The sequence below is a fragment of the Modicisalibacter sp. genome, from assembly GCF_055145905.1.
This window is the reverse complement of the sequence record NZ_JBSREH010000003.1, coordinates 24775-48223: the sequence shown is the minus strand read 5'-3', so window position 1 is coordinate 48223 and position 23449 is coordinate 24775. Positions and strand designations below refer to the sequence as shown.

Below are 23449 nucleotides of genomic sequence, written 5' to 3'. Positions count from 1 at the left end.
CGGGGCTCACACCTGCCCGTAGCGCCCGGCTTCCTCGCCCAGCCAGCGGCGGATCAGCGTCTCGGCGGCGTCGGGGGCCTCGGCGAGCAGCGCCCGGGCCAGCGGGTCGAGACGCTCGAGCAGGTCGCGGTCGCGCTCCAGATCGGCGATCTTCATCTGCGCCAGGCCGGTCTGGCGGGTGCCCAGCACCTCGCCGGGACCGCGCAGTTCCAGGTCCTTCTCGGCGATGCGGAAGCCGTCGCCGGTCTCGCGCATCACCGCCAGGCGCTCGCGGGAGTGGGCCGACAGCGGTGGGTGGTAGAGCAGCACGCAGAAGCTCTCGGTGCTGCCGCGCCCGACCCGCCCGCGCAGCTGATGCAGCTGCGACAGGCCCAGGCGTTCGGGGTTCTCGATGATCATCAGGCTGGCGTTGGGCACGTCGACACCCACCTCGATCACCGTGGTGGCGACCAGCAGGTCGAGCTCGCCGGCCTTGAAGGCTGCCATCACCTCGGCCTTCTCGGCGGCCTTCATGCGTCCGTGAACCAGCCCCACGGCGAGCTCCGGCAGGGCCTCGGTCAGGGCGTCACGGGTCGCTTCGGCAGCCTGGCACTGCAGGGCTTCGGACTCCTCGATCAGCGTGCATACCCAGTAGGCCTGGCGGCCCTCGGCGCAGGCATGGCGGATGCGTGCGACCACCTCGGGGCGGCGCTCGTCGGCGACCGCCACGGTCTGCACCGGGGTGCGCCCGGGCGGCAGCTCGTCGATCACCGACAGGTCGAGGTCGGCGTAGGCGCTCATCGCCAGGGTGCGCGGGATCGGCGTGGCGGTCATGATCAGCTGGTGCGGCGTCAGGCCGCCGGCTTCGCCCTTCTGGCGCAGTGCCAGGCGCTGGTGGACGCCGAAGCGGTGCTGCTCGTCGACGATCGCCAGCCCCAGGCGCTGGAAGTGCACGTCGTCCTGGAACAGCGCGTGGGTGCCCACCACCACCCGGGCGCGGCCGTCGGCGATCGCCGCCTTGGTATCCAGACGGGCCTTGCCCTTGAGCTTGCCGGCCAGCCAGGCCACGTCGATGCCGAGCGGGGCGAACCAGTCGCGGAAGTTGCGAAAGTGCTGCTCGGCGAGGATCTCGGTGGGCGCCATCACCGCCACCTGGCAGTCGCCGGCGATGGCGGCCAGCGCGGCCAGTGCCGCGACCACCGTCTTGCCCGAGCCGACGTCGCCCTGGACCAGCCGCAGCATGGGGCGCTCGGTTTCCAGGTCGCGGGCGATCTCGTCGAGCACCCGGCGCTGGGCGCCGGTCAGCGAGAACGGCAGCTGGGCGACGAAGCGTGCCTGCAGGCTGCGCCCGGAGGGCAGCGCGGGGGCGCCGTCGGCCTGGATGCGCAGGCGCACCTGGCGCAGGCTCAGCTGGTGGGCGAGCAGCTCCTCCAGCGCCAGGCGCCGCTGGGTGGGATGCGTGCCCGCGGCGAGGCGCTCGAGATCGGCGTCCGGGGGCGGCTCGTGCAGGTAGCGCAGGCAGGCGTGCAGCTCGGGCAGCCGGAAGCGCTCGCGCAGCGGCCCGGGGATGGCGTCGGGCAGGGCCGCCGGGTCGGCGTCGAGCGCCGCGAGCGCCTGGGCGATCAGGCCGCGCAGCCGCGGCTGGGTCAGCCCCTCGGTGGCCGGGTAGATCGGCGTCAGGTGGTCCTCGACCGGGGTCTCGCCCGGCGTCACCAGGCGGTACTCGGGATGGTAGAGCTCCAGTCCGGTGGCGCCGGCGCGGGCCTCGCCGAAGCCGCGCACCACCACCCCGGGGTGGAACTGCTGCTGCTGGGCCGGCGAGAAGTGGAAGAAGCGCAGGCTGAGGATGCCCGAGCCGTCCTTGAGGCGCACCAGCAGGCTGCGCCGGCGGCCCTTTACCACCTCGGCGGCAGCCACCTCGCCCTCGACGACGACCTCCATGCCGGCGCGCAGGGTGCCGATCGGCGTGATGCGGGTGCGGTCCTGGTAGCGCAGCGGCAGGTGCAGCAGCAGGTCGGCGACCTGCCGGATGCCCAGCCGGGCCAGCTTGCCGGCCAGCGCCTCGCCGACGCCGGTCAGCTCGGTGACGGAGGCATCGAGTCGGGTCATGCCGGCTCGGGGTCGCCCTGACGCCAGCGGCAGCGCTCGATCGCCTCGGTCACGGCATCGATGGCCCGGGGCCGCGGGAAGCTGGCGCGCCAGGCGATGGCCACGGTCCGTGAGGGTGCCGGGGCGGTGAAGGGACGGCTGATCAGCATGCCGCTCTCGTAGTGGCCGGTGCCGATGGCCGAGTGCGGCAGCACGGTGATGCCCAGCCGGGAGGCCACCATATGGCGGATGGTTTCCAGCGAGCCGCCCTCGGCGGTGAGCGTGTTGTTGGGACTGTTGAGCTGATGGCTGATTGCCGGGCAGGCTTCGAGGATCTGGTCACGGAAGCAGTGGCCCTCACCGAGCAGCAGCAGACGCTCCTCGAGCAGATCCTCCTTGTCGATGCTCTCCCGGGAGGCCCAGCGGTGGTCGGCCGGCAGCAGCACCTCGAAGGCCTCCTCATAGAGCGGCTTGGTGACCACGTCGGTCTCGGTGAAGGGCAGCGCGATGATGATGGCATCCAGTTCGCCGCTGCGCAGCTTGCGGCGCAGGTTAGCGGTGAAACCCTCCTCGATGTAAAGCGGCATCTGCGGTGCACCCCGCGAGAGCTCCGGAATCAGGTGAGGAAAGAGGTAGGGGCCAATGGTATAGATGGCACCGATGCGCAGCGGGCTCGCCAGCTGGTCGCGGCCAGCCGTGGCGAGTTCCTTGATGATGCTGCTCTGTTCCAGCACGCGCTGGGCCTGCTCGACGATCTTCTCGCCCAGCGGGGTGACCTGCACGGTGGACTTCGAGCGCTCGAACAGCGCCACGCCCAGCTCCTCCTCGAGCTTCTTGACGGCCACCGAGAGTGTCGGCTGGGAGACGAAGCAGCGCTCCGCCGCGCGTCCGAAATGGCGCTCCTGGGCCAGTGTCACGATGTAGCGGAGTTCTGTTAGAGTCATGGTGGTGCCGGCAGGCATCCTCTTCAAAGCGGGTGACGGTCCCAGTGATCTCGCCCGATGCACAGGGACACAATAATGCCAATAGGGACTTTTTATCAGGGGGCGAGGGAAAGGTGAAGACAACGACACTGATTCTGGGCTGTGGCGATATCGGCATGGCGCTGGGAAGCGAGCTCAGTAAGGCGGGACACCGGGTGATCGGCGCACGCCGCAATCCGCATGCACTGGAGGGCAGTGGGCTCGAGGCCGTGGCGGTCGATCTGAACGACGCGACCACCCTGGCTCGGCTGCCCGACGCCGAGACCCTGGTCTATGTGGTCAGTGCCGACCGCTTCGATGAAGCGGCCTATCGCGCTGCCTACCTCGATGGCCTGACCGCGCTGCTGGGCGAGTTCACCACTCGTGACACGGCACCGGGGAGGGTGTTCTTCGTCTCCTCAACCAGCGTCTACGCCCAGCGCGACGGCGATGTGGTCGACGAGACCAGCCCCGTCGAGCCTTCGGGCTTCTCGGGTCTCGTGATGCGCCAGGCCGAGCAGGCGCTGATCGACCATGACCTGCCGGGCACCGTGGTGCGCTTCTCGGGCATCTACGGCCCCGGTCGTGACCGCCTGATCCACCAGGTTGGCGAGGGGCGCATCGCCCCGGCGAGCCCCGTCATGTACTCCAACCGCATCCACCGCGACGACTGTGCCGGGGTGCTGGCCCACCTGATCGGCCGGCAGCTGGCCGGTGAGCCGCTTGAGGATCTCTACCTGGCCAGCGACTGTGAGCCGGCCCCCCTGCACGAGGTGATGGCCTGGCTGGCGAAGCAGCTCAAGGTCGAGGCCACCGAGACCATCCAGTCGCCGCTGCGCCGCCGCGCCAGCAAGCGTTGCGATAACACGCGCCTTCGCGATAGCGGCTATCGCTTCCGCTATCCCACCTACCGCGAGGGCTACGCCCAGGTGCTGCGGGAAGGAGGTTTCCTGCAGTCGACCCCTTTGTCATCCACCCCTGCCGTCAACGACAGAGCCCGACCTTACAACGCCAGCCGGTAGACGATCGAGTAGAATTCGAAGCCGTCGTTGGGTTCATCTAGGCCGCCGTCGCTCCCGACAAATATGACGCCGCGACGACAAATCCGCGACATTTAGATGACGTCCTGTGCCAACCTTTTGATTCCCATCATAAAGCGCCCATGGCGCTTTTTTTGACGTGTCTTCTGACCCCCGTAGGTGTCATCGCTTCTTAATTGTCTAGACATATAGCCGTCAAAGCACATCGCCAGACTGTGTTCAGACTTTCGAGTTCCCCACACTTTCCAGGGCGAAGCGTATGACTGCTATCAGTGTCGAACGGCTCGATAAATCCTTCGGTAATCATGCCGCGTTGCGCGACATCGGATTCGAGATCGCCAAGGGTGAAATGGTCACTCTGATCGGGCCCTCCGGCTCCGGCAAGTCGACCCTGCTGCGTCTTTTCATTGGCCTGACGGCAGCCGACCGTCAGTCGCACAGTCACGTCAGGGTGCTGGCGCGTGACGTGCAACGCCAGGGGCACCTGGTGGGGGCGCGTCGCGAACAGCGCCGCCGCACCGGCTATATCTTCCAGCAGTTCAATCTCGTCAGCCGGTTGAGCGTGATGACCAACGTGCTGATCGGGCACCTGGGAGCCATGCCGCGCTGGCGGGCGCTGGCCGGGCGTTTCACCCGCCGGGAGTATGACGCGGCGCGCCGTGCGTTGGCGCGAGTGAGTATCGAAGAGCTCGCCGAGCAGCGCGCGAACACGCTCTCCGGCGGTCAGATGCAACGGGTCGCCATCGCGCGTGCATTGGTCCAGGACGCCGAAGTGATCCTTGCCGACGAACCGATCGCCTCGCTCGACCCGCGCAGCGCGCGGGAGGTCATGGAGATTCTTGAGCGCATCAATCGCGAGGATGGTCGCACGGTGGTCGTCACCCTCCATCAGGTTGATGTGGCGCGCCGCTATTGTCGCCGCGCCATCGCCCTCAAGAAGGGACGGCTCTACTACGACGGGCCTATCGCGGGCCTGACCGATACCCGTCTGCAGGTTCTCTACGAAGATGCGGGGCTCGATGAGCTCGGCGTTCACGAGGACCGACCGCCGACCACTGGACTGCTTCACGCCGTGGGCTGAGCCCACCTCTTTCACGACACGTTCCACTATCGCAATCAGGAGTCAAACGTGACGTTACGCTCTCTGCGCCGTCTGGCGCCGCTCATCGCCACCATCGGACTCGGCGCTGTGCTCCCGGCTCACGCTCAGGACAATGACACGCTGACCTTCGGTATCATCTCCACGGAGTCCATGAACGCGCAGCGCGAAATGTTCCAGCCCCTGCTCGACGACATGGCCGACGCCGTGGGTATGCCGGTCGAGCCGTTCTTCGCCACCGACTATGCCGGGGTGATCCAGGCGATGCGTTTCGACAAGGTCGATGTCGCCTGGTATGGCAACAAGGCCGCGATGGAGGCGGTCGACCGGGCCGGTGGCGAGATCTTCGCCCAGACCGTCGCCGACGATGGCGCGCCGGGATACTGGGGCCTGATGATCGTCAACAAGGATAGCCCCTACCACAGTATCGACGAGATTCTCGACAACGCTGACCAGCTCACCTTCGGCAATGGCGATCCCAACTCAACCTCGGGCTTTCTGGTGCCGGGTTACTACGTGTTTGCCAAAAACGGGGTCGATGCGGCCTCTGCGTTCAAGCGCACCTTGAATTCAAGCCACGAGACCAACGCCTTGAGCGTGGCCAATCATCTGGTCGATGTCGCCACGTTCAATACCGAGAGCATGGCACGTCTGAAAGAGACTCATCCGGATAAGGCCCAGCAGCTCAGGGTGATCTGGACGTCGCCACTGATCCCCTCAGACCCGCTGGTGTGGCGCGAGAACCTACCCGAGGCGACAAAAGCCAAGCTGCGTGACTTCTTCCTGAACTACGGTGACACCGAACGTGAAAAGGTGATTCTGGCACCGCTGCAGTGGTCCGGTTTTCAATCCTCCAGCAACGCTCAGCTGCTGCCGATTCGCCAGCTTGAGCTGTTCAAGACGCGCGCCAATATCGCTAACGACGGCTCGCTTGATCCCCAGGAGAAGGCACGCAAGCTCGAGGAGCTTGATGCCAGGCTCGAGGAGCTCGACCAACGCCTGAAGCAGCAGGCGGTCTCGGAAAGCATGCCGCAGGCGTCCTGATCAACGACGAGGGGCGCTCGCGCGCCCCTCGTCGCGGTCTGGATGGTGACGAATGGCTGGATGGCTTGAGTAGCAAAGATGACGACGACGATTTCCGATGAGATACAGGCGCGCGCTGGCGGGCGCAACTGGAAGAAGCCCCTGGGCTGGGGGGCTGCGCTACTGGTTCTGGGTTGGTCATGGCAAGGCGCGGGTATTGCCCCGGGTCTGCTGATCGACAATTTCGACAACATGGTGGTTCTGGCCAGTGATTTCGTGCCTCCGACGTTCACCAACCTGACGCGCTACATCCACGAGATGCTGGTGACGATTCAGATTGCCATCTGGGGCACGCTGCTGGCGGTGATCTGCGCCGTGCCATTTGGCCTTTTAAGCGCGTCGAACGTCGCTCCCTGGTGGATCAATCAGCCCATTCGCCGACTGATGGATGCGTGCCGCGCGATCAACGAGCTGGTGTTCGCGATGCTGTTCGTGGTGGCCGTGGGGCTCGGCCCCTTCGCTGGAACGCTTGCATTATTCGTCCACACCACCGGGGTGCTGGCCAAACTCTTTTCCGAGGCTGTGGAGGCTGCCGACCCCGGGCCGATGGAGGGGGTGCGCGTCACCGGCGCCGGGCGTATCGAGGAGATCTTGTTTGGCTTGATTCCTCAGATCATGCCGCTATGGGTCTCGGTGAGTTTCTACCGTTTCGAATCCAACATCCGTTCGGCGACGGTGCTTGGCATGGTGGGCGGCGGGGGTATCGGCGTGTCGCTGTGGCAGAGCCTGCGCGGATTCGACTACGCCGAAGCGGCGACCATCATGCTGGTGATCATTGTCGCCGTCACCTTGCTGGACATGCTGTCGCAGCAGGTACGCAAACGTTACATCTGATGCCGGGGGCTCCCTCGGTTTTTTTGGGACTGATGATGTCTAGACAAATTCTCTCGCTAACGCGCTATCGCGAACTGGCCGAAGTGCTTCTTCGCGAGGTCCGCGCCGACTACGGCCCCGGCGATCTGCTGCCGACCGAAGCCCAGTTGGCCAAGCGCTTCGCGGTTAATCGCCACACCGTGCGCCGGGCGCTGGACGAACTGGTCGCCGCTGGCCTGGTGACACGCCATCAGGGGCGTGGCACCCAGGTCGTCGATCGGCGACTCGATTACGCCGTTAGCGCCGGCAGCAAGGTGACCCAGAATCTCGCCGGTCTCGGTCTCCCCGCGAATACCTGCTGTCTCGAACAGGGGTTCGTGATGCCGCCCGAGGCCATTGCCCAGCGCTTCGGGCGACCCGCCAGTGAGCCGCTGCTGCGCGTCGATACCGTGCGCTATGTTGACGACGCGCCGCTGATGCGGCTGCGTCACTGGTTCGATCCCGAGCGCGTGCCGGGCTGGCTGGCGCGCTATCGCGGCGGCTCCACCCGGGCGCTGCTCGGCCAGCACTATGGTTTGCGTCTGCAACGTCGAAGGGTGCGCATAGATGCCGTCGGCGCCGATCGCGACGATACCCGCTGGCTGCAGTGTCCGCTCAACGCGCCGCTGCTGGTGATGACGAGCGACAATACCGACGTCGACGGCGTGCTGGTGGAAGTCTCCGTGGGCCGGGCGCGCGCCGACCGGCTCTCCTATCACGTTGATTTCGACATCGACCCCATGGATTTCGACACCGACGAGGTTGCGTCATGAACGACACATCACGAGGCGCGCGTCAGCGGCTGCTGGCGCTCTCCACCCGCGAGCGAATAGAGGCGTGCTGGACGGCGCTCGATGCAGTGCCCGCACATCGCTGCGTACGCGGCCCGGAAACCGGCATGGCGATGCTCAAGGGCCGCACCGGCGGTACCGGCAACGCCTTCCATCTCGGCGAGATGACCCTGACCCGCGCCAGCGTCGCCCTCGATGACGGCACCCTCGGCCACGGCTGGGTGCGGGGCCGTGACCACCGCCACGCCGAGCTGATCGCACTGGCCGATGCCGTCGCCCAGCACGCCGAATGGCAGCAGAAGCTCGAGACGCACGTACTCGCGCCGCTGGCCGAGGAACTGGCCGAGCGTCAGCGCCGCGATGCCGCCACCGCCGCCGCCACCCGCGTCGACTTCTTCACCCTCGTACGTGGTGAATAGGTACGTGGCGAGTGAGCACGTGGTGAATGAGTACGTGGCGAGTGAGCACGGGCGAATGACGATGGAGGAAGTGACGATGGACAAAGCAATGACGGTAAAGACGGAAACGACGAGGGATCTCGTCTGGCCTGGGCTGGCCGACCCCGCCCACGACAGTCAGCGTCTGTTTCGCCAGATTCTCGGCGCGCTTTCCGAGCCGGGCACGCTGACGACGCTGGCACTGCCGGCACCGCCCCAGGTGGCGCCGAGTGACGCGCTGGGCGCCGCACTGTGGGGCGTGGTGCTGACGCTTTGCGACCTCGAGACACGCGTCTGGATCGCCGCCGACCTCGACTCGCCGGCCCTGCGCGAGGCGCTGACCTTCCACACCGGCGCGCGAATCACCGATGACCCGGCGAGTGCCGATTTCGCGCTGCTGACCCACGAGTCCTTCGATCCGCAGACACCTTTCGCGGTGGGCAGCGACACCTATCCCGATCGCGGTACCACGCTGCTGGTCGCCGTCGAGCGGCTGGAAAACGATTCGAACGGTGCCGACGACGCAGACCACGGCTGGCGGCTCAGCGGCCCCGGCATCGCCGAGTCGCGGGTGCTCGATATCGGTGACGGCGCCGGCTGCCGGGCACTGATGACTCGCCTGGCCGGCAACCGTGCCAGCTTTCCGCAGGGGCTGGACGCCATCTTCGGCTGCGGCGCGCAGCTGGCGGCGATTCCCCGCAGCACCTGCATCACACGTACCGATTCTCAGGAGATGAACTGATGTACGTAGCCGTCAAGGGAGGCGAGCAGGCGATCGCCAACGCCCACCGCTGGCTGGCCGACCGCCGCCGCGGCGATCGCGATCGTCCGGAACTCGAGGTTGCCCAGATCGGCGATCAGCTGCGCCTGGCCGTCGACCGGGTGATGAGCGAAGCCTCGCTCTATGATCCCGAACTCGCCGCGCTCGCATTCAAGCAGGCCAGCGGCGATCTCACCGAAGCCGTGTTCCTGCTGCGCGCCTATCGCACCACGCTGCCGCGACTGGCGGTCAGCGAGCCGCTCGACACCGCCAGCATGCGCATCGAGCGCCGCATCAGCGCCACCTACAAGGACATCCCCGGCGGCCAGATTCTGGGGCCGACCTACGACTACACCCACCGCCTGCTCGACTTCCTGCAGCTGGCCGGTGCCGAGGTGCCGGCCGCCGAGATTCGCGAAGAGGTTACCGAAGCCGAGGCGTGCCCGCAGATTCTGGAGCTGCTCAACGACGAAGGCCTGGTGGAGCAGGAGATCGACGACGGCAGTGAGCCTGCGGACATCACCCGCGATCCGCCCGATTACCCGATGGACCGTGCCGCCCGGCTGCAGATGCTGGCCCGCGGCGACGAGGGCTACCTGCTGGCGCTGGGGTACTCCACCCAGCGCGGCTACGGCCGCAACCACCCGTTTGCCGGCGAGATTCGCCTGGGTCAGGTGGAGGTCGAGATCCACGTCGACGAGTGGGACGAGACGATCTGCGTCGGCGAGATCGCGTTGAGCGAGTGCCAGATGATCAACCAGTTCGGCGGCTCGCGCGAGGCCGCACCGCAGTTCACGCGCGGTTACGGCCTCGCCTTCGGCCACAACGAGCGCAAGACCATGGCGATGGCGCTGGTCGATCGCGCCCTGCGCGCCGAGGAGCTGGGCGAGCCGATCATCGGCCCCGCCCAGCAGGCGGAGTTCGTGCTGGCCCACGCCGACAGCGTCGACGCCTCCGGCTTCGTCTCGCACCTGAAACTGCCGCACTACGTCGACTTCCAGTCCGAGCTCGATCTGCTGCGCCGTCTGCGACGCGAGCATGCCGCACGCCAGGCTGAACTCGACGGCACCCGCGACACCGCCAGCCCCCAGCAGGAGGAGCGCTAACGTGGACGGTTATAACTTCGCGTATTTGGACGAACAAACCAAAAGGATGATCCGCCGCGCGCTGCTCAAGGGGGTGGCGATTCCCGGCTATCAGGTACCGTTCGGCGGACGCGAGATGCCGATGCCCTACGGCTGGGGCACCGGCGGTGTGCAGCTCACCGCGAGCATTCTCGGTGCCTACGACATTCTCAAGGTGATCGACCAGGGTGCCGACGACACCACCAATGCGGTCAGTATCCGCCACTTCTTCCAGCGCGTGGCCGGCGTCGAGACCACCACCGCCACCACCGCGGCGGACGTCATCCAGACCCGCCACCGGATTCCCGAGACGCCGCTGCGAAGCGGCCAGATCCTGGTGTTCCAGGTGCCGATTCCCGAGCCGCTGCGCTTCATCGAGCCCAGCGAGCAGGAGACGCGGCTGATGCACGCGCTGGAGGAGTACGGCGTGATGCACGTCAAGCTCTACGAGGACATCGCCCGCTACGGCCATATCGCCACCACCTACGCCTACCCGGTCAAGGTGGACGGGCGCTACGTGATGGACCCGTCGCCGATCCCCAAGTTCGACAACCCCAAGCTCGACGGCAACCCGGCGCTGATGCTGTTCGGCGCCGGTCGCGAGAAGCGGCTTTACGCGATCCCGCCCTACACCCGGGTCGAGAGCCTCGACTTCGAGGACCATCCGTTCGAGGTCCAGAGCTGGGAGCACACCTGTGCGCTGTGCGGCAGCGATCACAGCTATCTCGACGAAGTGATCACCGATGACAAGGGCGGGCGGATGTTCGTCTGCTCCGATACCGACTACTGCCAGACGCGACGGGGAGAGGTGGCATGAAGAAGCCGGCACTGGAGCGCCCGGTCCTGCTGGACGTTCAGGACATCACCCGCCTCTACGGTCCCGGCAAGGGCTGCGAGGCGATCGATTTTCAACTGCATGCCGGCGAGGTGCTGGGCATCGTCGGCGAATCCGGCTCCGGCAAGTCGACGCTGTTGCGCGTGCTCGCCGGGATGGAAGCGCCCGATGCGGGACGCGTGGTCTATCGAAGGGCTATTCACGAGTCCGAAGCCGCTCGAGCCGGCGCCGGAGAAGACGTGCTGGATAAGGGAGAGTTGGAGAGGGATGAGGCCGAGCTCGATCTCTACGCCATCGGCGAGGCACGGCGTCGAGCACTGCTGCGTCTCGAATGGGGGCTGGTGCACCAGAACCCCCGCGATGGCCTGCGGATGGGCGTTTCCGCCGGGGCCAATATCGGCGAGCGGCTGATGGCCCAGGGCCAGCGCCACTACGGTCAGTTGCGTGCCACCGGCCAGGAGTGGATGCGCCAGGTCGAGCTCGACCCCGGTCGTATCGACGACGCCCCGCGCACCTTCTCGGGCGGCATGCAGCAGCGCCTGCAGATCGCCCGCACCCTGGTCACCCGGCCGCGTCTTGTGTTCATGGACGAGCCCACCGGCGGGCTCGACGTCTCGGTGCAGGCGCGCCTGCTCGACATGCTGCGCACGCTGGTACGCCAACTGGGCCTTTCGGTGGTGCTGGTCACCCACGACCTCGCCGTGGCGCGCCTGCTCGCTCACCGCCTGATGGTGATGCGCCGCGGCCAGGTGGTCGAGGCCGGCCTTACCGACCAGATCCTCGACGATCCGCAGCACGCGTATACGCAGCTGCTGGTTTCATCCGTGCTGACACCTTGAGGGAGGAATTCCGATGCTTTCCGAGACTAGCGCTTCCCCGAAACGCGCCCGACCTCGCCTCACGGTGGATGGGCTGCACAAACGGTTCCTGCTGCACGGCCAGGGCGGGCTCGAGATCGACGTGATGCGCGATCTCTCGCTGACCCTCGACGCCGGCGAATGCCTGGTGCTTGCCGGTCGCAGCGGTATCGGCAAGAGCACGCTGCTGAAGATGCTTCACGGCGACTATCGCATCGACCGCGGGCACATCCGGCTGCATTTCGAGGATGGCGAACTCGACCTCGAGACGTTGCCGGCCTACGCCTGGCACGGCCTGCGCCGGGACGTGATCGGCTACGTCAGCCAGTTTCTGCGCGTGGTACCGCGGGTCGCCGCCGTCGATGTGGTGATGGAGCCGCTGCTGGCGCGTGGTGCCGACGAAAACGAGGCCCGCCAGCGCGCCGAGACGCTGCTGGCCCGGCTCAACCTGCCCGAGCGACTGTGGCGGCTGCCGCCCGGCACCTTCTCCGGCGGCGAGCAGCAGCGCGTCAACATCGCCCGCGGCTTCATCGGCGAGCATCCGCTGCTGCTGCTCGACGAACCCACCGCGTCGCTGGACGCCACCAATCGCGACGTGGTGATCACCCTGATCGGCGAGGCCAAGGCCCGCGGCGCGGCGATGCTCGGCATTTTCCACGACGAGGACGTGCGCGAGCGCGTCGCCGATCGCCTGCTGCCGCTGGACGATAGTCTCGGCGCCCGCGCTTCCGTTACCCAGAACACTCAGGAGACGCTGTCATGAGCACGCAGGAACAGGTACTGACCAACGCCAGGCTGGTGCTCGACGACGAGGTGATCGACGGCACGCTGGTGATCCGCGACGGCCGGATCGCCGCCATCGACCATGGCGCGAGCCAGACCGGGGGCGCCGTCGATTGCGAAGGCGACACGCTGCTGCCAGGGCTGGTCGAGCTGCACACCGACAACATGGAAAAGTATTTCCAGCCGCGACCCAAGGTCGAATGGCCGGGACGTCAGGCGGCGCTGGCCCACGACGCCCAGATGGCGGCCAGCGGCATCACCACCGTGTTCGATGCGGTCTCGATCGGTGACGTCGACGAGCAGAGCATGCGCCACCGGGCACTGGACGAGATGTGCCATGCCCTGTCGCAGATCGTTCACGACGGTCTGGCGCGGGTCGATCATCGTCTGCACCTGCGCTGTGAGGTGAGTCACCCGAACACGCTGGTGCGCTTCGGCGAGCTGTCGTCGTCACCGCTGCTGGGCCTGGTCTCGCTGATGGATCACGCCCCCGGCCAGCGCCAGTTCGCCAGCCTCGAGGCGTATCGCGTCTACTATCAGGGCAAGTACCAGCTCGATGACGCGGCGATGAACGCCTTCATGGCGACCCAGATCGACAACAGCCAGCGCTACAGCGCCGAGCATCGCCGCGCCATCGCGGCCAGCTGTCGCGAACGGGGCCTGGCGATCGCCAGCCACGACGACGCCACCGTCGAGCACGTCGCCGAAAGCCATGAATATGGCACCCGAGTCGCGGAGTTCCCCACCACCCGCGAAGCGGCGGAGGCCTCCCACCGTGCCGGCATGGCGGTGATGATGGGCGCACCCAACGTCGTCCGCGGCGGCTCCCACTCCGGCAACATCGCCGCTGCCGATCTGGTCGAGCTGGGCGTGCTGGATATCCTGTCATCGGATTACTACCCGGCGGCGCTGCTCGACGCGGTGTTCAAGGTGGCGGCGATGGAGAACGGCTACGCGCTGCCCCGGGCGGTCGCCACCGCGACACGCATACCGGCCGAAGCGGTAGGCCTGACCGATCGTGGGCGCCTGGCGCCGGGGCTCCGTGCCGATCTGTTGCGGGTGCGATTGATCGACGATCATCCGGTGGTGCAGAGAGTTTGGTCTGCGGGTAGACAGGTCCATTGATGGCGTATTTTTCGAGAGGTCCGAGATGTCGCGTCTGATCTACGTCATGGGCGCCAGCGGCGTCGGCAAGGACAGCCTGCTGCGCGAGCTGGCACGACGGCGCCCGGACGCGCTGGTGGCGCATCGCTACATCACGCGCGCCAGCGGCGGGGCGGAGAACTGCATCGAACTCTCCCGCGAGGCATTTCACTGGCGGCGGGAGCAGGGGCTGTTCTGCCTATCTTGGAGCGCGCATGGGCTCGACTACGGCGTCGGGATCGAGATCGAAGCGTGGCTGGCGGCGGGGCACACGGTGGTGCTCAACGGCAGCCGGCGAGCGCTGGAGCGCGCCCGTCGACGCTTCGGCGCGGCCCTGATGCCGGTTCTGGTCGTGGCGGATGTCGAGGTGCTGCGCCGGCGTCTGATCGCTCGCGGGCGCGAGACGCCGGCCGAGATCGAGGCGCGGCTGGCGCGCGGCGGCGGTGAGGATGCGCTGGGCGATATTGCGCGAATCGACAACGGCGGCGAGCTGGCGCATGGCGTGAAGGCGCTCGAAGCCTGGCTTGACTCGCCGCACGGCCCGGATGAGACGTCATGAAGTTGCGCTTCGCCGGCACCGGCGACAGCGGTCAGGTACCCTGCTTCGGTTGTGACTGCCCGGCGTGTCAGCGCGCCCGGCTGCTGAGCGGCCACCGCCGCGAGCCCTGTTGTGGCGAGATCGAGCTCGATGGCGAGCTGATCCTGATCGATGCCGGCCGCATGGATCTGGCCGCGCGCTGCGAGCGTCAGCGTCCGGCGGCGATTGTGCTGACGCATTATCACGCCGATCACGTCCAGGGGCTTCTGCACCTGCGCTGGGGGCGGGGCGAATCGATTCCGGTCTATGGCCCGAAAGATCCTCAGGGCTGTGCCGACCTGCACAAGAATCCCGGCATCCTCGCTTTCCAGCCCGGCCTCAAGCCGTTCCGAGCGCTCACATTGGGCGGTCTCACGGTGACGCCGCTGCCGCTCAATCACAGCAAACCAACGCTGGGTTACGCTCTGGACGATGGTGCCCATCGCATCGCTTGGCTCTGCGACACGGTCGGCCTGCCCGCGGCCACCGAACGCTTTCTGGCCGAGTGGCGCCCGCACGGCATGGTGGTCGATGCGACCCATCCAGATTCGCTCCTCGCGCCCCGCAACCACAACAACCTCGCCATGGCGCTGGAGATCATCGAGCGTTTAGGCCCTTCACGCGCCTGGCTGACGCACATCAGCCACGAACTGGATGCCGACTTCATGGCGACGTCGCGAATCCTGCCGGGGGGCGTGGAATTGGCCACCGATGGTAGAGAGATACTTTTTTGAAAAACAGCGCATTCCGAGGACAACGTATGGCTTCACAACCCGCTTCCCGTCGTCTGAGTGATGCCCCCACCATAGCGCCCACGGCGAAGATCCACGAGAGCCAGCTGGGCGCCTGGACCGAGGTGGGCGATCGCTGCGTCTTCAATCACGTCATGCTCGGCGATTACAGCTATGTCGAGCGTGATAGCGATCTGATGTTTACAGAAGTTGGCCGCTTCACGTCGATTGCCTCAAGCGTGCGCATCAATCCCAGCAATCATCCCTGGTGGCGGCCGACGCTGCACCACTTCAGCTACCGCCCCGGCAAGTTCGGCTTCGCCGACAGCGACCAGAGCGTCGACGACCGGATCTTCGCCTGGCGGGCCGAGGACCGTGTCGTGATCGGTCACGATGTCTGGATCGGCCACGGCGCCATCGTGCTGCCCGGCGTCATCATCGGCAACGGCGCCATCGTCGGTGCCGGCAGTGTCGTCACCCGGGATGTCGCGGCGTATACCATCGTTGTCGGTAATCCGGCCCGCGCACTAAGGTCACGCTTTGCAGACCCCGAGACCGTGGCGCGCCTCGAGGCGCTGGCCTGGTGGGAGTGGTCCCACGAGCGGCTGGCCCGCATGCTGGTGCTGTTTCAGGGTGATACCGGGGCGTTCCTTGAGGTCGCCGAGCGCGAGTCGCGTCTGGGACCATGACCTCAGCCGGTGTTGTCGGCCAGTGTTCGATAGCATGGCCCGTCATTGGCAAGCTGTGATTCCACCAGGGCGAGATGGTCGAAGCGCCAGAGGATCGGGGTGGGTAGCCGTGATTGCGGTGCCGCGCGGTCAGCCTGACGTACCAGGCTGACGTGTGGGATAAAGTCGCGCTCAGGCGCAGTGAAGCCGTGACGGGACAGCGCTTGCCAGAGCCTGGTATCGAGCGTCAATAGTGTGTCATTCGGCGTCTGGCCGCCGACCCAGACGATGCGCGGTCGGGGGAAATGCCCTAGTCGATCCAGCGTCCACTCGCCCTGAAGCGCTGGCCAGCGCTGTGCGAGGGCCACGAGGGCTTCGATTCGGGCTTCGTCCACATCGCCCAGAAAGGCCAGCGTGATATGCAGGTTCTTTGCAGGGAGCGGATAACCGCCACAGAGCGGGGCCAGGCGCGCTGCCTCGGCGGCGAGGGCTTGGCGAGTAGCGTCGTCGGGCCACAGGGCGAAGAAGAGTCTTCTCATCGGTGATCCGATCGCTGATTCGTGGCGTGAGGTCAGGCTCAATCGCCGATGACCATGATCCCCTCCGCCTCGAATTGCGCGCCCTTGGGCAGCGCCTTGACGCCGATGGCGGCGCGGGCCGGGTAGGGCGTCTCGAAGAACTCCTCCATCACCTTGTTGACCACGGCGAAGTGCTCCAGATCGACCAGGTAGAGGTTGAGCTTGACCACGTCCTGCAGGGTGCCGGCGGCCTCTTCGCAGACTGCCTTGAGGTTGGTGAAGACCTGGCGCGCCTGGGCCTCGACGTCCTCGGAGACGAGCGCCATGGTGGCCGGGTCCAGCGGGATCTGGCCGGAGAGGTAGATGGTGTTGCCGGCCTTGATGGCCTGGGAGTAGGGGCCGATGGCGGCGGGTGCCTTGCTGGTCTGGATGACGGCCTTGTTGCTCATGACGGATCTCCTTGCTTGTCGTTGCGCCTGGCCCGGGGCCGGCAGGGTAGAAAAAACACGACGCCCGCCGCGCCGCGGTGAGGCGGCACGACGGGCGCTGCGGATTCAGTTGCGGATTCGGTTGATCCGGCCGACGTGCGGCTGGTTGCGGATCCGCTTGATGATGCGGGCCAGATGCACGCGATCCCGCACGGCCAGCGTCAGGTTGATGATCGACAGCCGGGCGTCGCGTTCCTCGATGCCGATGCGCTCGATGTTGGCATCGGCATCGGTGACCACGCTGGCCAGCTCGGCCACCAGGCCGCGCCGGGTTTCCATCTCGATGCGCAGGGTGACCGGGAAGTCGCCGCTGACCTCGTCGGCCCACTTCAGGGCGAACAGTTTATCCGGATCGTCGCGCTTGATGTCTTCCAGATTGCGACAGTCGACGCGGTGCACGACGATGCCCTTGCCCACCGACAGATGACCGATGATCGCATCCCCGGGCAGCGGATGACAGCAGCGCGCGAAGTTCAGCACCATGCCCTCGGTGCCGCTGATCACCACCGGCGCCTCCTGCGAGCCCGGCACGGCGGGCTGCGCGGTCGCCGGCGACTCGCCGCTCTCCACCAGGTGGCGGGCGACGGCATAGGCCATGCGGTTGCCCAGGCCGATCGATTCCAGCAGGTCGTCGGCGGTGCGCACGTCCAGCGCTTCCAGGACCCGCGGCAGGCGGGAGTCGGGCAGTTCCTCGAGGCTGGTCTCGAAATCGGCCAGCGCCTTGTTGAGCAGCCGCCGGCCGAGCTGGATCGACTCGGTGCGCTGCTGGTTCTTGAGCGCGTGGCGGATCGCCGAACGGGCCTTGGCGGTCATCACGAACGACAGCCAGGCGAGATTGGGCCGGGCGCCGGGAGCGGTGATGATCTCCAGCGTCTGGCCGCTTTCCAGGCGCGTGGACAGCGGTGCCAGGTGGCGGTCGATGCGGCAGGCGATGCAGCTGTTGCCGATGTCGGTGTGGACCATGTAGGCGAAGTCCACCGCCGTGGCCCCCTGCGGCATCTCCATGATGTCGCCCTTGGGGGTGAACACGTAGATGTCGTCGGGGAAGAGGTCGTTCTTGACGTGCTCGATGAACTCCAGCGAATTGCCGGCGTGGCGCTGCATCTCGAGCAGGCCGCGCACCCATTCCCGGGCCCGGGCATGGCTGCCGGCGGCGATCGGCCGCTCGGTCTGGCCGGCCTTGTAGAGCCAGTGGGCGGCGATGCCGTTGTTGGCCATCGCCTCCATCTCGCGGGTGCGGATCTGCACCTCGATGGGCATGCCGTTGGCGCCGAACAGCGTGGTGTGCAGGCTCTGGTAGCCGTTGGCCTTGGGAATGGCGATGTAGTCCTTGAAGCGCCCGGGCACCGGCTTGTAGAGGTTGTGCACCGCGCCGAGGATGCGATAGCAGGTGTCGACGTCCTCGGTGATGATGCGAAAGCCGAACACGTCCATGATCTCGGCGAACGACTTGCGCTGGTCGCGCATCTTGCGATAGATCGACAGCAGGTGCTTCTGGCGACCGATCACCGTGCCCGGCAGGCCCTCGTCGTCGAGGCCGTGCTGCAGGCTGCTCTGCACCTGGCGCATCATCGTCCGGCGATTGCCGCGGGCCTTGGCGACGGCGCGCTTGATGCGCTCGGCGCGCATCGGGTAGATCGCCTGGAAGGACAGGTCCTCGAGCTCGACGCGGATGGTGTTGATGCCCAGCCGGCCGGCGATGCGGGCGTAGATCTCCAGCGTCTCGCGGGCGATGCGGCGCTTCTTGTCGGGACGCAGCGCGCCCAGGGTGCGCATGTTGTGCAGCCGGTCGGCGAGCTTGACGATGATCACGCGGATGTCCTGGGACATCGCCATGACCATCTTCTGGAAGTTCTCGGCCTGGGCGACCGCCTTGTCCTCGAAGGTGATCTGGGTCAGCTTGGAGACGCCGTCGACCAGTTCGGCGACCGCCTCGCCGAACTGCGCGGCCAGGGCCTCCTTGGTCACGCCGGTATCCTCGATCACGTCGTGCAGCATGGCTGCCATCAGGCTCTGATGGTCCATGTGCATGTTGGCGAGGATGTTGGAGACCGCCAGGGGGTGGGTGACGTAGGGCTCGCCGGAGCGCCGGCGCTGGCCGTCGTGGGCCTGCTCGGCATAGTAGAAGGCACGCTTGACCTGCCGGATCTCGTCCTGCGGGAGATAGCCGCCGAGGCGGTCAGCCAGGTCGTCAATGGTGAACATGCAGCGCGCCTATGGTCGGTAACCTCGTGGAAGCGGACTCCGGCCCGGCCCCCGACGGCCCGCGCGAGCGGACCGGGAGCGGGCGATCGATGGCAGCGGACGAACGGGCCTCAGGCCTCCGGTTCGGCGCTCGGCTCGGGCCGGACGCGCACCGGGGCCTCGATCGGCTCGTCGAGGACGTTCTCGTCGATCTTGCCGGCGGCGATCTCGCGCAGCGCCATCACGGTGGGCTTGTCGTTTTCCCAGGGCAGCTGGGCGTCGCGGGTGCCGCGAGCCAGCTGACGGGCACGCTGGGAGGAGATCATCACCAGCTTGAAACGATTCTCGACGTGGTCGAGACAGTCTTCTACGGTAACTCGCGCCATGGACGGTCTTCCTGAAATTGCCTGTGAGAGCGGATTCGCGGGCGCGATCGATGATCGCGCGGTAGGACATTCGAGTCTACTCGACCCCTTCGATGCGTGACAAGAGCGCCTCCAGCAGTGCGCCGTGGCGTTCGCGAACCCGCGCCAGCCGGGTGCGTTCGCCGAGCACCAGCCCGCAGAGCTGGGCCAGGGCCTCATCGAAGTCGTCGTTGATGATCACGTGCTGGTACTCGTCGAAGTGCGACATCTCGCTGACGGCGTCGCGCATGCGCCGGGCGATCACCTCGGGGCCGTCGGTGCCGCGGCCGGCGAGCCGTTCGGCGAGCGCTTCCCGCGAGGGCGGCAGGATGAATACCGAGACGGCATCCGGCATCTGTTCACGCACCTGGCGCGCGCCCTGCCAGTCGATCTCGAGGATCACGTCGGTGCCGGCGGCGAGCAGTGCCTGGACCGCCGGGCGCGAGGTGCCGTAGCAGTTGTCGAAGACCCGGGCGTGTTCGAAGAAGTCGCCGCACTCGACCATGCGCTCGAAGGTCTCGCCATCGACGAAGTGGTAGTTGACCCCGTCGGTCTCGCCGGGGCGCATCGCGCGAGTGGTGTGCGACACCGACACCTGGATGCCGTCGAGGCGCTCGATCAGGCCGCGGACCAGGCTGGTCTTGCCGGCGCCCGAGGGGGCGGAGACGATGTATAGCGTGCCGTGGGACATGTTGACGGGTCCGGTTGCATCGTTTCGAAAGGGGAATCCGGCATTATCGCACATTGCGCGCCCGCCTCTACACTGGGACGGGCGTTTTACAGGAGACCGCCCATGACCGACACGCCTTCGAGCTCGCGATTCGCCTTCGCGGGCGTCGCCTTCGCCTTCCTGGCGACCATGCTCGGCACCACCCTGCCGACGCCGCTGTATCCGCTCTACCGCGAGGCGTTCGGCTTCTCGCAGCTGACCATCACGGTGATCTTCGCCGCCTACGCGGTGGGCGTGATCGGCGCCCTGCTGCTCACCGGGCGCTGGTCCGATCAGCTCGGCCGCCGCCCGCTGCTGCTGGCGGGGCTGGTGGCCTCGGCGGCGAGCGACCTTCTGTTCCTGACCGGCGACGGCCTGGCGTGGCTGATCGTCGCCCGAGTGGTGTCCGGCGTCTCGGCGGGCATCTTCACCGGCACGGCCACGGTGGCGGTGATCGAGCTGGCGCCCGAGGCGCGCAAGCGCCAGGCGACCCTCCTCGCCACCGCCGTGAACATGGGCGGCCTGGGGCTGGGGCCGGTGTGTGCCGGGCTGCTCGGCGAATATGCGCCGGGGCCGCTGCTGCTGCCCTACGGTGCGCACCTGGGGCTGCTGCTGCTGGGCGCGCTGGCGGTGCTGCGCGCTCCCGAGACCGTGACCCGCGCGGCGCATCCCGACCTGAGCTGGCAGCGGCCGAGCGTGCCGCCGGCAGTGCGCGGCTTGTTCCTGCCGGCGGCGACGGCGGGCTTCGCCGGCTTTGCGGTGCTGGGCTTCTTCACCGCCACGGCGCCGGCCTTCATGAAAGGCGTGCTGGGCCAGGACAACCTGGCGCTGATCGGGCTGGTCGCCGGGGTGGTGTTCTTCGCCTCGACGCTGGGGCAGTGGCTGCAGGAGCGCCTGCCGCAGGCGCGTCGCCTGCCGCTGGGCTGCGCGGTGGTGGTGCTCGGCGCCCTGCTGGTCGGCACCGGCATCGCCCGGGCCTCGCTGGCGACGTTTCTGGCCGGGGCACTGATCGCCGGTTTCGGCCAGGGCGTCGGCTTTCGCGCCGGGCTCGGCGCGGTCGCCACGGCCAGCCCGGCCGACCGGCGCGGCGCGGTGACCTCGACCTTCTTCGTCGTCGCCTACGTGGCGCTGTCGATCCCCGTGGTGGGCATCGGCCTGGTGTCGCGCCTGGTCGGCCTGGCGCCCACCGGCGTGGGCTTTTCGGTGCTGGTGGCGCTGCTCTCGGCGGCGGCGCTAGGGCTGCTGCGCCGTCCCATCATGCAGGAGGGCTGATTGGTAGAGGCGGCTTAGCGAAACCGCAGTAGCTCCTGGTGATATGTCGATCCCCGCGGGTGCGGGGAAGCCGGTCGGCCTGGCGGGGGCGGGCGCGCTTGAGGGGTCGATCCCCGCGGGTGCGGGGAAGCCAAGATATGCCATCAACACCCAGCGCTACCGATGGGTCGATCCCCGCGGGTGCGGGGAAGCCGCGCTATACCGCAAGGGCGACGCGCTAGAGACGGGTCGATCCCCGCGGGTGCGGGGAAGCCCTTCGCGAGGCGCGCAAGCAGGCCAAGACACCGGGTCGATCCCCGCGGGTGCGGGGAAGTCGCGAGATCCATGACGGGCACCTCCGGTGGCGGGGGTCGATCCCCGCGGGTGCGGGGAAGCCGGCGCTGGAGAACGGGACAGACTGGAGGGGAAAGGTCGATCCCCGCGGGTGCGGGGAAGCCCGCTTCTGCCGGATACGGCTGCCAATGGTCTGGGGTCGATCCCCGCGGGTGCGGGGAAGCCACGGTGCAATCGTCGGTGGCGATCGGCCGCCAGGGTCGATCCCCGCGGGTGCGGGGAAGCCAAGTACGTCAGCAAGAACGTCAACGGCCAGCAGGGTCGATCCCCGCGGGTGCGGGGAAGCCTCGCAAAGTAGGGAGAGGATATGGAACTGGCAAGGTCGATCCCCGCGGGTGCGGGGAAGCCCCGATTCCAACGGCAGAGATGCGCAAAGCCATGGGTCGATCCCCGCGGGTGCGGGGAAGCCTAGATGCTGCCGGCGGCGCGGCGGTCGTCCTGGGGTCGATCCCCGCGGGTGCGGGGAAGCCTCCCAGGTCTTGTCCCAGCCATCGCGCTGCCAGGGTCGATCCCCGCGGGTGCGGGGAAGCCATCAGTAGAGCCTCCCGGCTATTGCGAGCCGCGGGTCGATCCCCGCGGGTGCGGGGAAGCCGCATCGACGTGGGAATTTGCCAGCGATGCAGCGGGTCGATCCCCGCGGGTGCGGGGAAGCCTCGCTGAAGTCGATGATCGCCGCCTCGCGCTCGGGTCGATCCCCGCGGGTGCGGGGAAGCCGGGTGCTGCAGGCCGGCACGCGCACCTACACCGGGTCGATCCCCGCGGGTGCGGGGAAGCCCGCAGGCCCAGGTCGTAGTGCATGATGCCCTGGGGTCGATCCCCGCGGGTGCGGGGAAGCCCTCAACGAGCTGGTCGAGGCCCGCTACGCGCTGGGTCGATCCCCGCGGGTGCGGGGAAGCCTCGTGCCACTCGCGGTATACGTCACCTCGGCCGGGTCGATCCCCGCGGGTGCGGGGAAGCCCGGCGGGCGATACCATCCAGTACGATCTCTCCGGGTCGATCCCCGCGGGTGCGGGGAAGCCGAGGCTCCCGGCCTTGGTCTGGTTGGGTGTGAGGGTCGATCCCCGCGGGTGCGGGGAAGCCCAGGGCGAGAAGGAGCTGTCGCTAATCGAGCAGGGTCGATCCCCGCGGGTGCGGGGAAGCCTCGGGGTTGTTGCCGAGCGCTGCCGCCAGCTCGGGTCGATCCCCGCGGGTGCGGGGAAGCCCTATCGCTGATCGACGGGCAAGTGGACCTCGTGGGTCGGTCGATCCCCGCGGGTGCGGGGAAGCCTCCGCACCCGGTTTGGTAGCGCCACCGTCACCGGGTCGATCCCCGCGGGTGCGGGGAAGCCTCCGCACCCGGTTTGGTAGCGCCACCGTCACCGGGTCGATCCCCGCGGGTGCGGGGAAGCCAATGCCGGCTGCCGGTCACGCAGGGCCCGCTCGGGTCGATCCCCGCGGGTGCGGGGAAGCCTCGACCTCGGCGATGGTGCCCAGGCGGATCAGGGGTCGATCCCCGCGGGTGCGGGGAAGCCGCCAGCGTGTCACCGATGCTCGCCATGGGCGAGGGTCGATCCCCGCGGGTGCGGGGAAGCCTTTCGCCATGGTCGTGGGCGCGCTTTTCCAGAGGGTCGATCCCCGCGGGTGCGGGGAAGCCGTCTGCTTGGCCAGCTCCTGGAGTCGGTCCGAGGGTCGATCCCCGCGGGTGCGGGGAAGCCGTCAGTGCGGTGTTGGGGCTACTGACTTGCTCGGGTCG

The 23449-nt window shown here is 67.6% G+C and carries 23 protein-coding genes and 1 CRISPR repeat array (1 of these 24 cut by a window edge); of the genes, 16 read left to right on the top strand and 7 right to left on the bottom strand.

Annotated features, from left to right (window positions below; translation table 11 throughout):
* Positions 1–6: 6 nt before the first annotated feature.
* Positions 7–2088, bottom strand: a complete 2082-nt coding sequence (recG, locus tag ACTCB7_RS03265) for an ATP-dependent DNA helicase RecG (protein ID WP_463005531.1) — start codon at positions 2086–2088, stop codon at positions 7–9.
* Entirely contained in the window at positions 2085–3011 is a 927-nt protein-coding gene (locus ACTCB7_RS03260; protein ID WP_463005530.1) for a LysR substrate-binding domain-containing protein, read from the bottom strand. The genes recG and ACTCB7_RS03260 overlap by 4 nt, the downstream gene beginning before the upstream one ends.
* Before the next feature lie 113 nt (positions 3012–3124).
* Between ACTCB7_RS03260 and ACTCB7_RS03255 the strand changes: the two genes are divergently transcribed.
* The 15 genes from ACTCB7_RS03255 (at position 3125) to ACTCB7_RS03185 (ending at position 15830) form a co-directional block, all read left to right on the top strand.
* Complete coding sequence (locus tag ACTCB7_RS03255; protein WP_463005529.1) at positions 3125–4051, top strand: SDR family oxidoreductase; 927 nt, start codon at positions 3125–3127, stop codon at positions 4049–4051.
* Between the two features lie 277 nt (positions 4052–4328).
* On the top strand, positions 4329–5150 hold the full coding sequence (phnC, locus tag ACTCB7_RS03250; RefSeq protein WP_463005528.1) for a phosphonate ABC transporter ATP-binding protein: 822 nt from the start codon (positions 4329–4331) through the stop codon (positions 5148–5150).
* 48 nt (positions 5151–5198) lie between these two features.
* Positions 5199–6212 (top strand): phosphonate ABC transporter substrate-binding protein, encoded by a 1014-nt coding sequence (gene phnD, locus ACTCB7_RS03245; protein ID WP_463005527.1) that lies wholly within the window; start codon positions 5199–5201, stop codon positions 6210–6212.
* A 78-nt stretch (positions 6213–6290) separates the two neighbouring features.
* On the top strand, positions 6291–7085 hold the full coding sequence (phnE, locus tag ACTCB7_RS03240) for a phosphonate ABC transporter, permease protein PhnE (RefSeq protein ID WP_133483670.1): 795 nt from the start codon (positions 6291–6293) through the stop codon (positions 7083–7085).
* 35 nt (positions 7086–7120) lie between these two features.
* Positions 7121–7876: a phosphonate metabolism transcriptional regulator PhnF gene (phnF, locus tag ACTCB7_RS03235; protein WP_463005526.1), complete on the top strand. Its 756-nt coding sequence runs from the start codon at positions 7121–7123 to the stop codon at positions 7874–7876.
* Complete coding sequence (gene phnG / locus ACTCB7_RS03230) at positions 7873–8313, top strand: phosphonate C-P lyase system protein PhnG (RefSeq protein WP_087720122.1); 441 nt, start codon at positions 7873–7875, stop codon at positions 8311–8313. The genes phnF and phnG overlap by 4 nt, the downstream gene beginning before the upstream one ends.
* 76 nt (positions 8314–8389) lie before the next feature.
* Positions 8390–9073: a phosphonate C-P lyase system protein PhnH gene (gene phnH / locus ACTCB7_RS03225; protein WP_373190400.1), complete on the top strand. Its 684-nt coding sequence runs from the start codon at positions 8390–8392 to the stop codon at positions 9071–9073.
* Positions 9073–10197: a carbon-phosphorus lyase complex subunit gene (locus tag ACTCB7_RS03220; RefSeq protein ID WP_463005525.1), complete on the top strand. Its 1125-nt coding sequence runs from the start codon at positions 9073–9075 to the stop codon at positions 10195–10197. The genes phnH and ACTCB7_RS03220 overlap by 1 nt, the downstream gene beginning before the upstream one ends.
* 1 nt (position 10198) lies before the next feature.
* On the top strand, positions 10199–11032 hold the full coding sequence (locus tag ACTCB7_RS03215; protein ID WP_071230461.1) for an alpha-D-ribose 1-methylphosphonate 5-phosphate C-P-lyase PhnJ: 834 nt from the start codon (positions 10199–10201) through the stop codon (positions 11030–11032).
* Entirely contained in the window at positions 11029–11889 is an 861-nt protein-coding gene (locus ACTCB7_RS03210) for a phosphonate C-P lyase system protein PhnK (protein ID WP_071230460.1), read from the top strand. The genes ACTCB7_RS03215 and ACTCB7_RS03210 overlap by 4 nt, the downstream gene beginning before the upstream one ends.
* Before the next feature lie 13 nt (positions 11890–11902).
* Positions 11903–12670 carry a phosphonate C-P lyase system protein PhnL gene (gene phnL, locus ACTCB7_RS03205; protein ID WP_463005524.1) on the top strand — a complete coding sequence of 256 codons (768 nt, stop codon included), beginning with the start codon at positions 11903–11905 and terminating at the stop codon, positions 12668–12670.
* Entirely contained in the window at positions 12667–13815 is a 1149-nt protein-coding gene (locus ACTCB7_RS03200) for an alpha-D-ribose 1-methylphosphonate 5-triphosphate diphosphatase (RefSeq protein ID WP_087720121.1), read from the top strand. The genes phnL and ACTCB7_RS03200 overlap by 4 nt, the downstream gene beginning before the upstream one ends.
* 25 nt (positions 13816–13840) lie before the next feature.
* Positions 13841–14392: a ribose 1,5-bisphosphokinase gene (gene phnN, locus ACTCB7_RS03195; RefSeq protein ID WP_133483678.1), complete on the top strand. Its 552-nt coding sequence runs from the start codon at positions 13841–13843 to the stop codon at positions 14390–14392.
* Positions 14389–15144 (top strand): phosphonate metabolism protein PhnP, encoded by a 756-nt coding sequence (phnP, locus tag ACTCB7_RS03190; protein ID WP_133483679.1) that lies wholly within the window; start codon positions 14389–14391, stop codon positions 15142–15144. Before phnN ends, phnP begins: the two co-directional genes overlap by 4 nt.
* 26 nt (positions 15145–15170) lie before the next feature.
* The gene (locus tag ACTCB7_RS03185) at positions 15171–15830 is read left to right on the top strand and encodes a DapH/DapD/GlmU-related protein (protein WP_133483680.1); all 660 of its coding nucleotides are present in this window, start codon (positions 15171–15173) and stop codon (positions 15828–15830) included.
* 2 nt (positions 15831–15832) lie between these two features.
* Here ACTCB7_RS03185 and thpR read toward each other — a convergent pair whose 3' ends face one another.
* The 5 genes from thpR to gmk form a co-directional block, all read right to left on the bottom strand.
* On the bottom strand, positions 15833–16348 hold the full coding sequence (gene thpR / locus ACTCB7_RS03180; RefSeq protein WP_133483681.1) for an RNA 2',3'-cyclic phosphodiesterase: 516 nt from the start codon (positions 16346–16348) through the stop codon (positions 15833–15835).
* Between the two features lie 38 nt (positions 16349–16386).
* Complete coding sequence (locus ACTCB7_RS03175; protein WP_463005523.1) at positions 16387–16776, bottom strand: RidA family protein; 390 nt, start codon at positions 16774–16776, stop codon at positions 16387–16389.
* A gap of 105 nt (positions 16777–16881) precedes the next feature.
* Positions 16882–19020 carry a bifunctional GTP diphosphokinase/guanosine-3',5'-bis pyrophosphate 3'-pyrophosphohydrolase gene (gene spoT / locus ACTCB7_RS03170; protein WP_463005522.1) on the bottom strand — a complete coding sequence of 713 codons (2139 nt, stop codon included), beginning with the start codon at positions 19018–19020 and terminating at the stop codon, positions 16882–16884.
* A 110-nt stretch (positions 19021–19130) separates the two neighbouring features.
* The gene (gene rpoZ / locus ACTCB7_RS03165) at positions 19131–19385 is read right to left on the bottom strand and encodes a DNA-directed RNA polymerase subunit omega (protein WP_224420373.1); all 255 of its coding nucleotides are present in this window, start codon (positions 19383–19385) and stop codon (positions 19131–19133) included.
* Between the two features lie 76 nt (positions 19386–19461).
* Complete coding sequence (gmk, locus tag ACTCB7_RS03160; RefSeq protein WP_224420374.1) at positions 19462–20094, bottom strand: guanylate kinase; 633 nt, start codon at positions 20092–20094, stop codon at positions 19462–19464.
* A 102-nt stretch (positions 20095–20196) separates the two neighbouring features.
* Here gmk and ACTCB7_RS03155 point away from each other — a divergent pair, with 102 nt between their 5' ends.
* On the top strand, positions 20197–21384 hold the full coding sequence (locus ACTCB7_RS03155) for an MFS transporter (RefSeq protein ID WP_163647999.1): 1188 nt from the start codon (positions 20197–20199) through the stop codon (positions 21382–21384).
* A 43-nt stretch (positions 21385–21427) separates the two neighbouring features.
* A CRISPR array of direct repeats spans positions 21428–23449; the repeat unit is 29 nt; unit sequence GGGTCGATCCCCGCGGGTGCGGGGAAGCC (it continues 6488 nt past the right edge of the window).

Excerpts from the sequence above, each read along its gene's own strand:
- ACTCB7_RS03200 (WP_087720121.1), top strand. The coding sequence starts at position 12,667 with ATGAGCACGCAGGAACAGGTACTGACCAACGCCAGGCTGGTGCTCGAC.
- phnL (WP_463005524.1), top strand. The coding sequence starts at position 11,903 with ATGCTTTCCGAGACTAGCGCTTCCCCGAAACGCGCCCGACCTCGCCTC.
- phnC (WP_463005528.1), top strand. The coding sequence starts at position 4,329 with ATGACTGCTATCAGTGTCGAACGGCTCGATAAATCCTTCGGTAATCAT.
- phnG (WP_087720122.1), top strand. The coding sequence starts at position 7,873 with ATGAACGACACATCACGAGGCGCGCGTCAGCGGCTGCTGGCGCTCTCC.
- ACTCB7_RS03260 (WP_463005530.1), bottom strand. The coding sequence starts at position 3,011 with ATGACTCTAACAGAACTCCGCTACATCGTGACACTGGCCCAGGAGCGC.
- gmk (WP_224420374.1), bottom strand. The coding sequence starts at position 20,094 with ATGTCCCACGGCACGCTATACATCGTCTCCGCCCCCTCGGGCGCCGGC.
- ACTCB7_RS03210 (WP_071230460.1), top strand. The coding sequence starts at position 11,029 with ATGAAGAAGCCGGCACTGGAGCGCCCGGTCCTGCTGGACGTTCAGGAC.
- ACTCB7_RS03175 (WP_463005523.1), bottom strand. The coding sequence starts at position 16,776 with ATGAGCAACAAGGCCGTCATCCAGACCAGCAAGGCACCCGCCGCCATC.
- spoT (WP_463005522.1), bottom strand. The coding sequence starts at position 19,020 with ATGTTCACCATTGACGACCTGGCTGACCGCCTCGGCGGCTATCTCCCG.
- recG (WP_463005531.1), bottom strand. The coding sequence starts at position 2,088 with ATGACCCGACTCGATGCCTCCGTCACCGAGCTGACCGGCGTCGGCGAG.
- ACTCB7_RS03185 (WP_133483680.1), top strand. The coding sequence starts at position 15,171 with ATGGCTTCACAACCCGCTTCCCGTCGTCTGAGTGATGCCCCCACCATA.
- phnF (WP_463005526.1), top strand. The coding sequence starts at position 7,121 with ATGTCTAGACAAATTCTCTCGCTAACGCGCTATCGCGAACTGGCCGAA.
- phnE (WP_133483670.1), top strand. The coding sequence starts at position 6,291 with ATGACGACGACGATTTCCGATGAGATACAGGCGCGCGCTGGCGGGCGC.
- thpR (WP_133483681.1), bottom strand. The coding sequence starts at position 16,348 with ATGAGAAGACTCTTCTTCGCCCTGTGGCCCGACGACGCTACTCGCCAA.
- phnH (WP_373190400.1), top strand. The coding sequence starts at position 8,390 with ATGGACAAAGCAATGACGGTAAAGACGGAAACGACGAGGGATCTCGTC.
- ACTCB7_RS03155 (WP_163647999.1), top strand. The coding sequence starts at position 20,197 with ATGACCGACACGCCTTCGAGCTCGCGATTCGCCTTCGCGGGCGTCGCC.
- ACTCB7_RS03220 (WP_463005525.1), top strand. The coding sequence starts at position 9,073 with ATGTACGTAGCCGTCAAGGGAGGCGAGCAGGCGATCGCCAACGCCCAC.
- phnP (WP_133483679.1), top strand. The coding sequence starts at position 14,389 with ATGAAGTTGCGCTTCGCCGGCACCGGCGACAGCGGTCAGGTACCCTGC.
- phnN (WP_133483678.1), top strand. The coding sequence starts at position 13,841 with ATGTCGCGTCTGATCTACGTCATGGGCGCCAGCGGCGTCGGCAAGGAC.
- rpoZ (WP_224420373.1), bottom strand. The coding sequence starts at position 19,385 with ATGGCGCGAGTTACCGTAGAAGACTGTCTCGACCACGTCGAGAATCGT.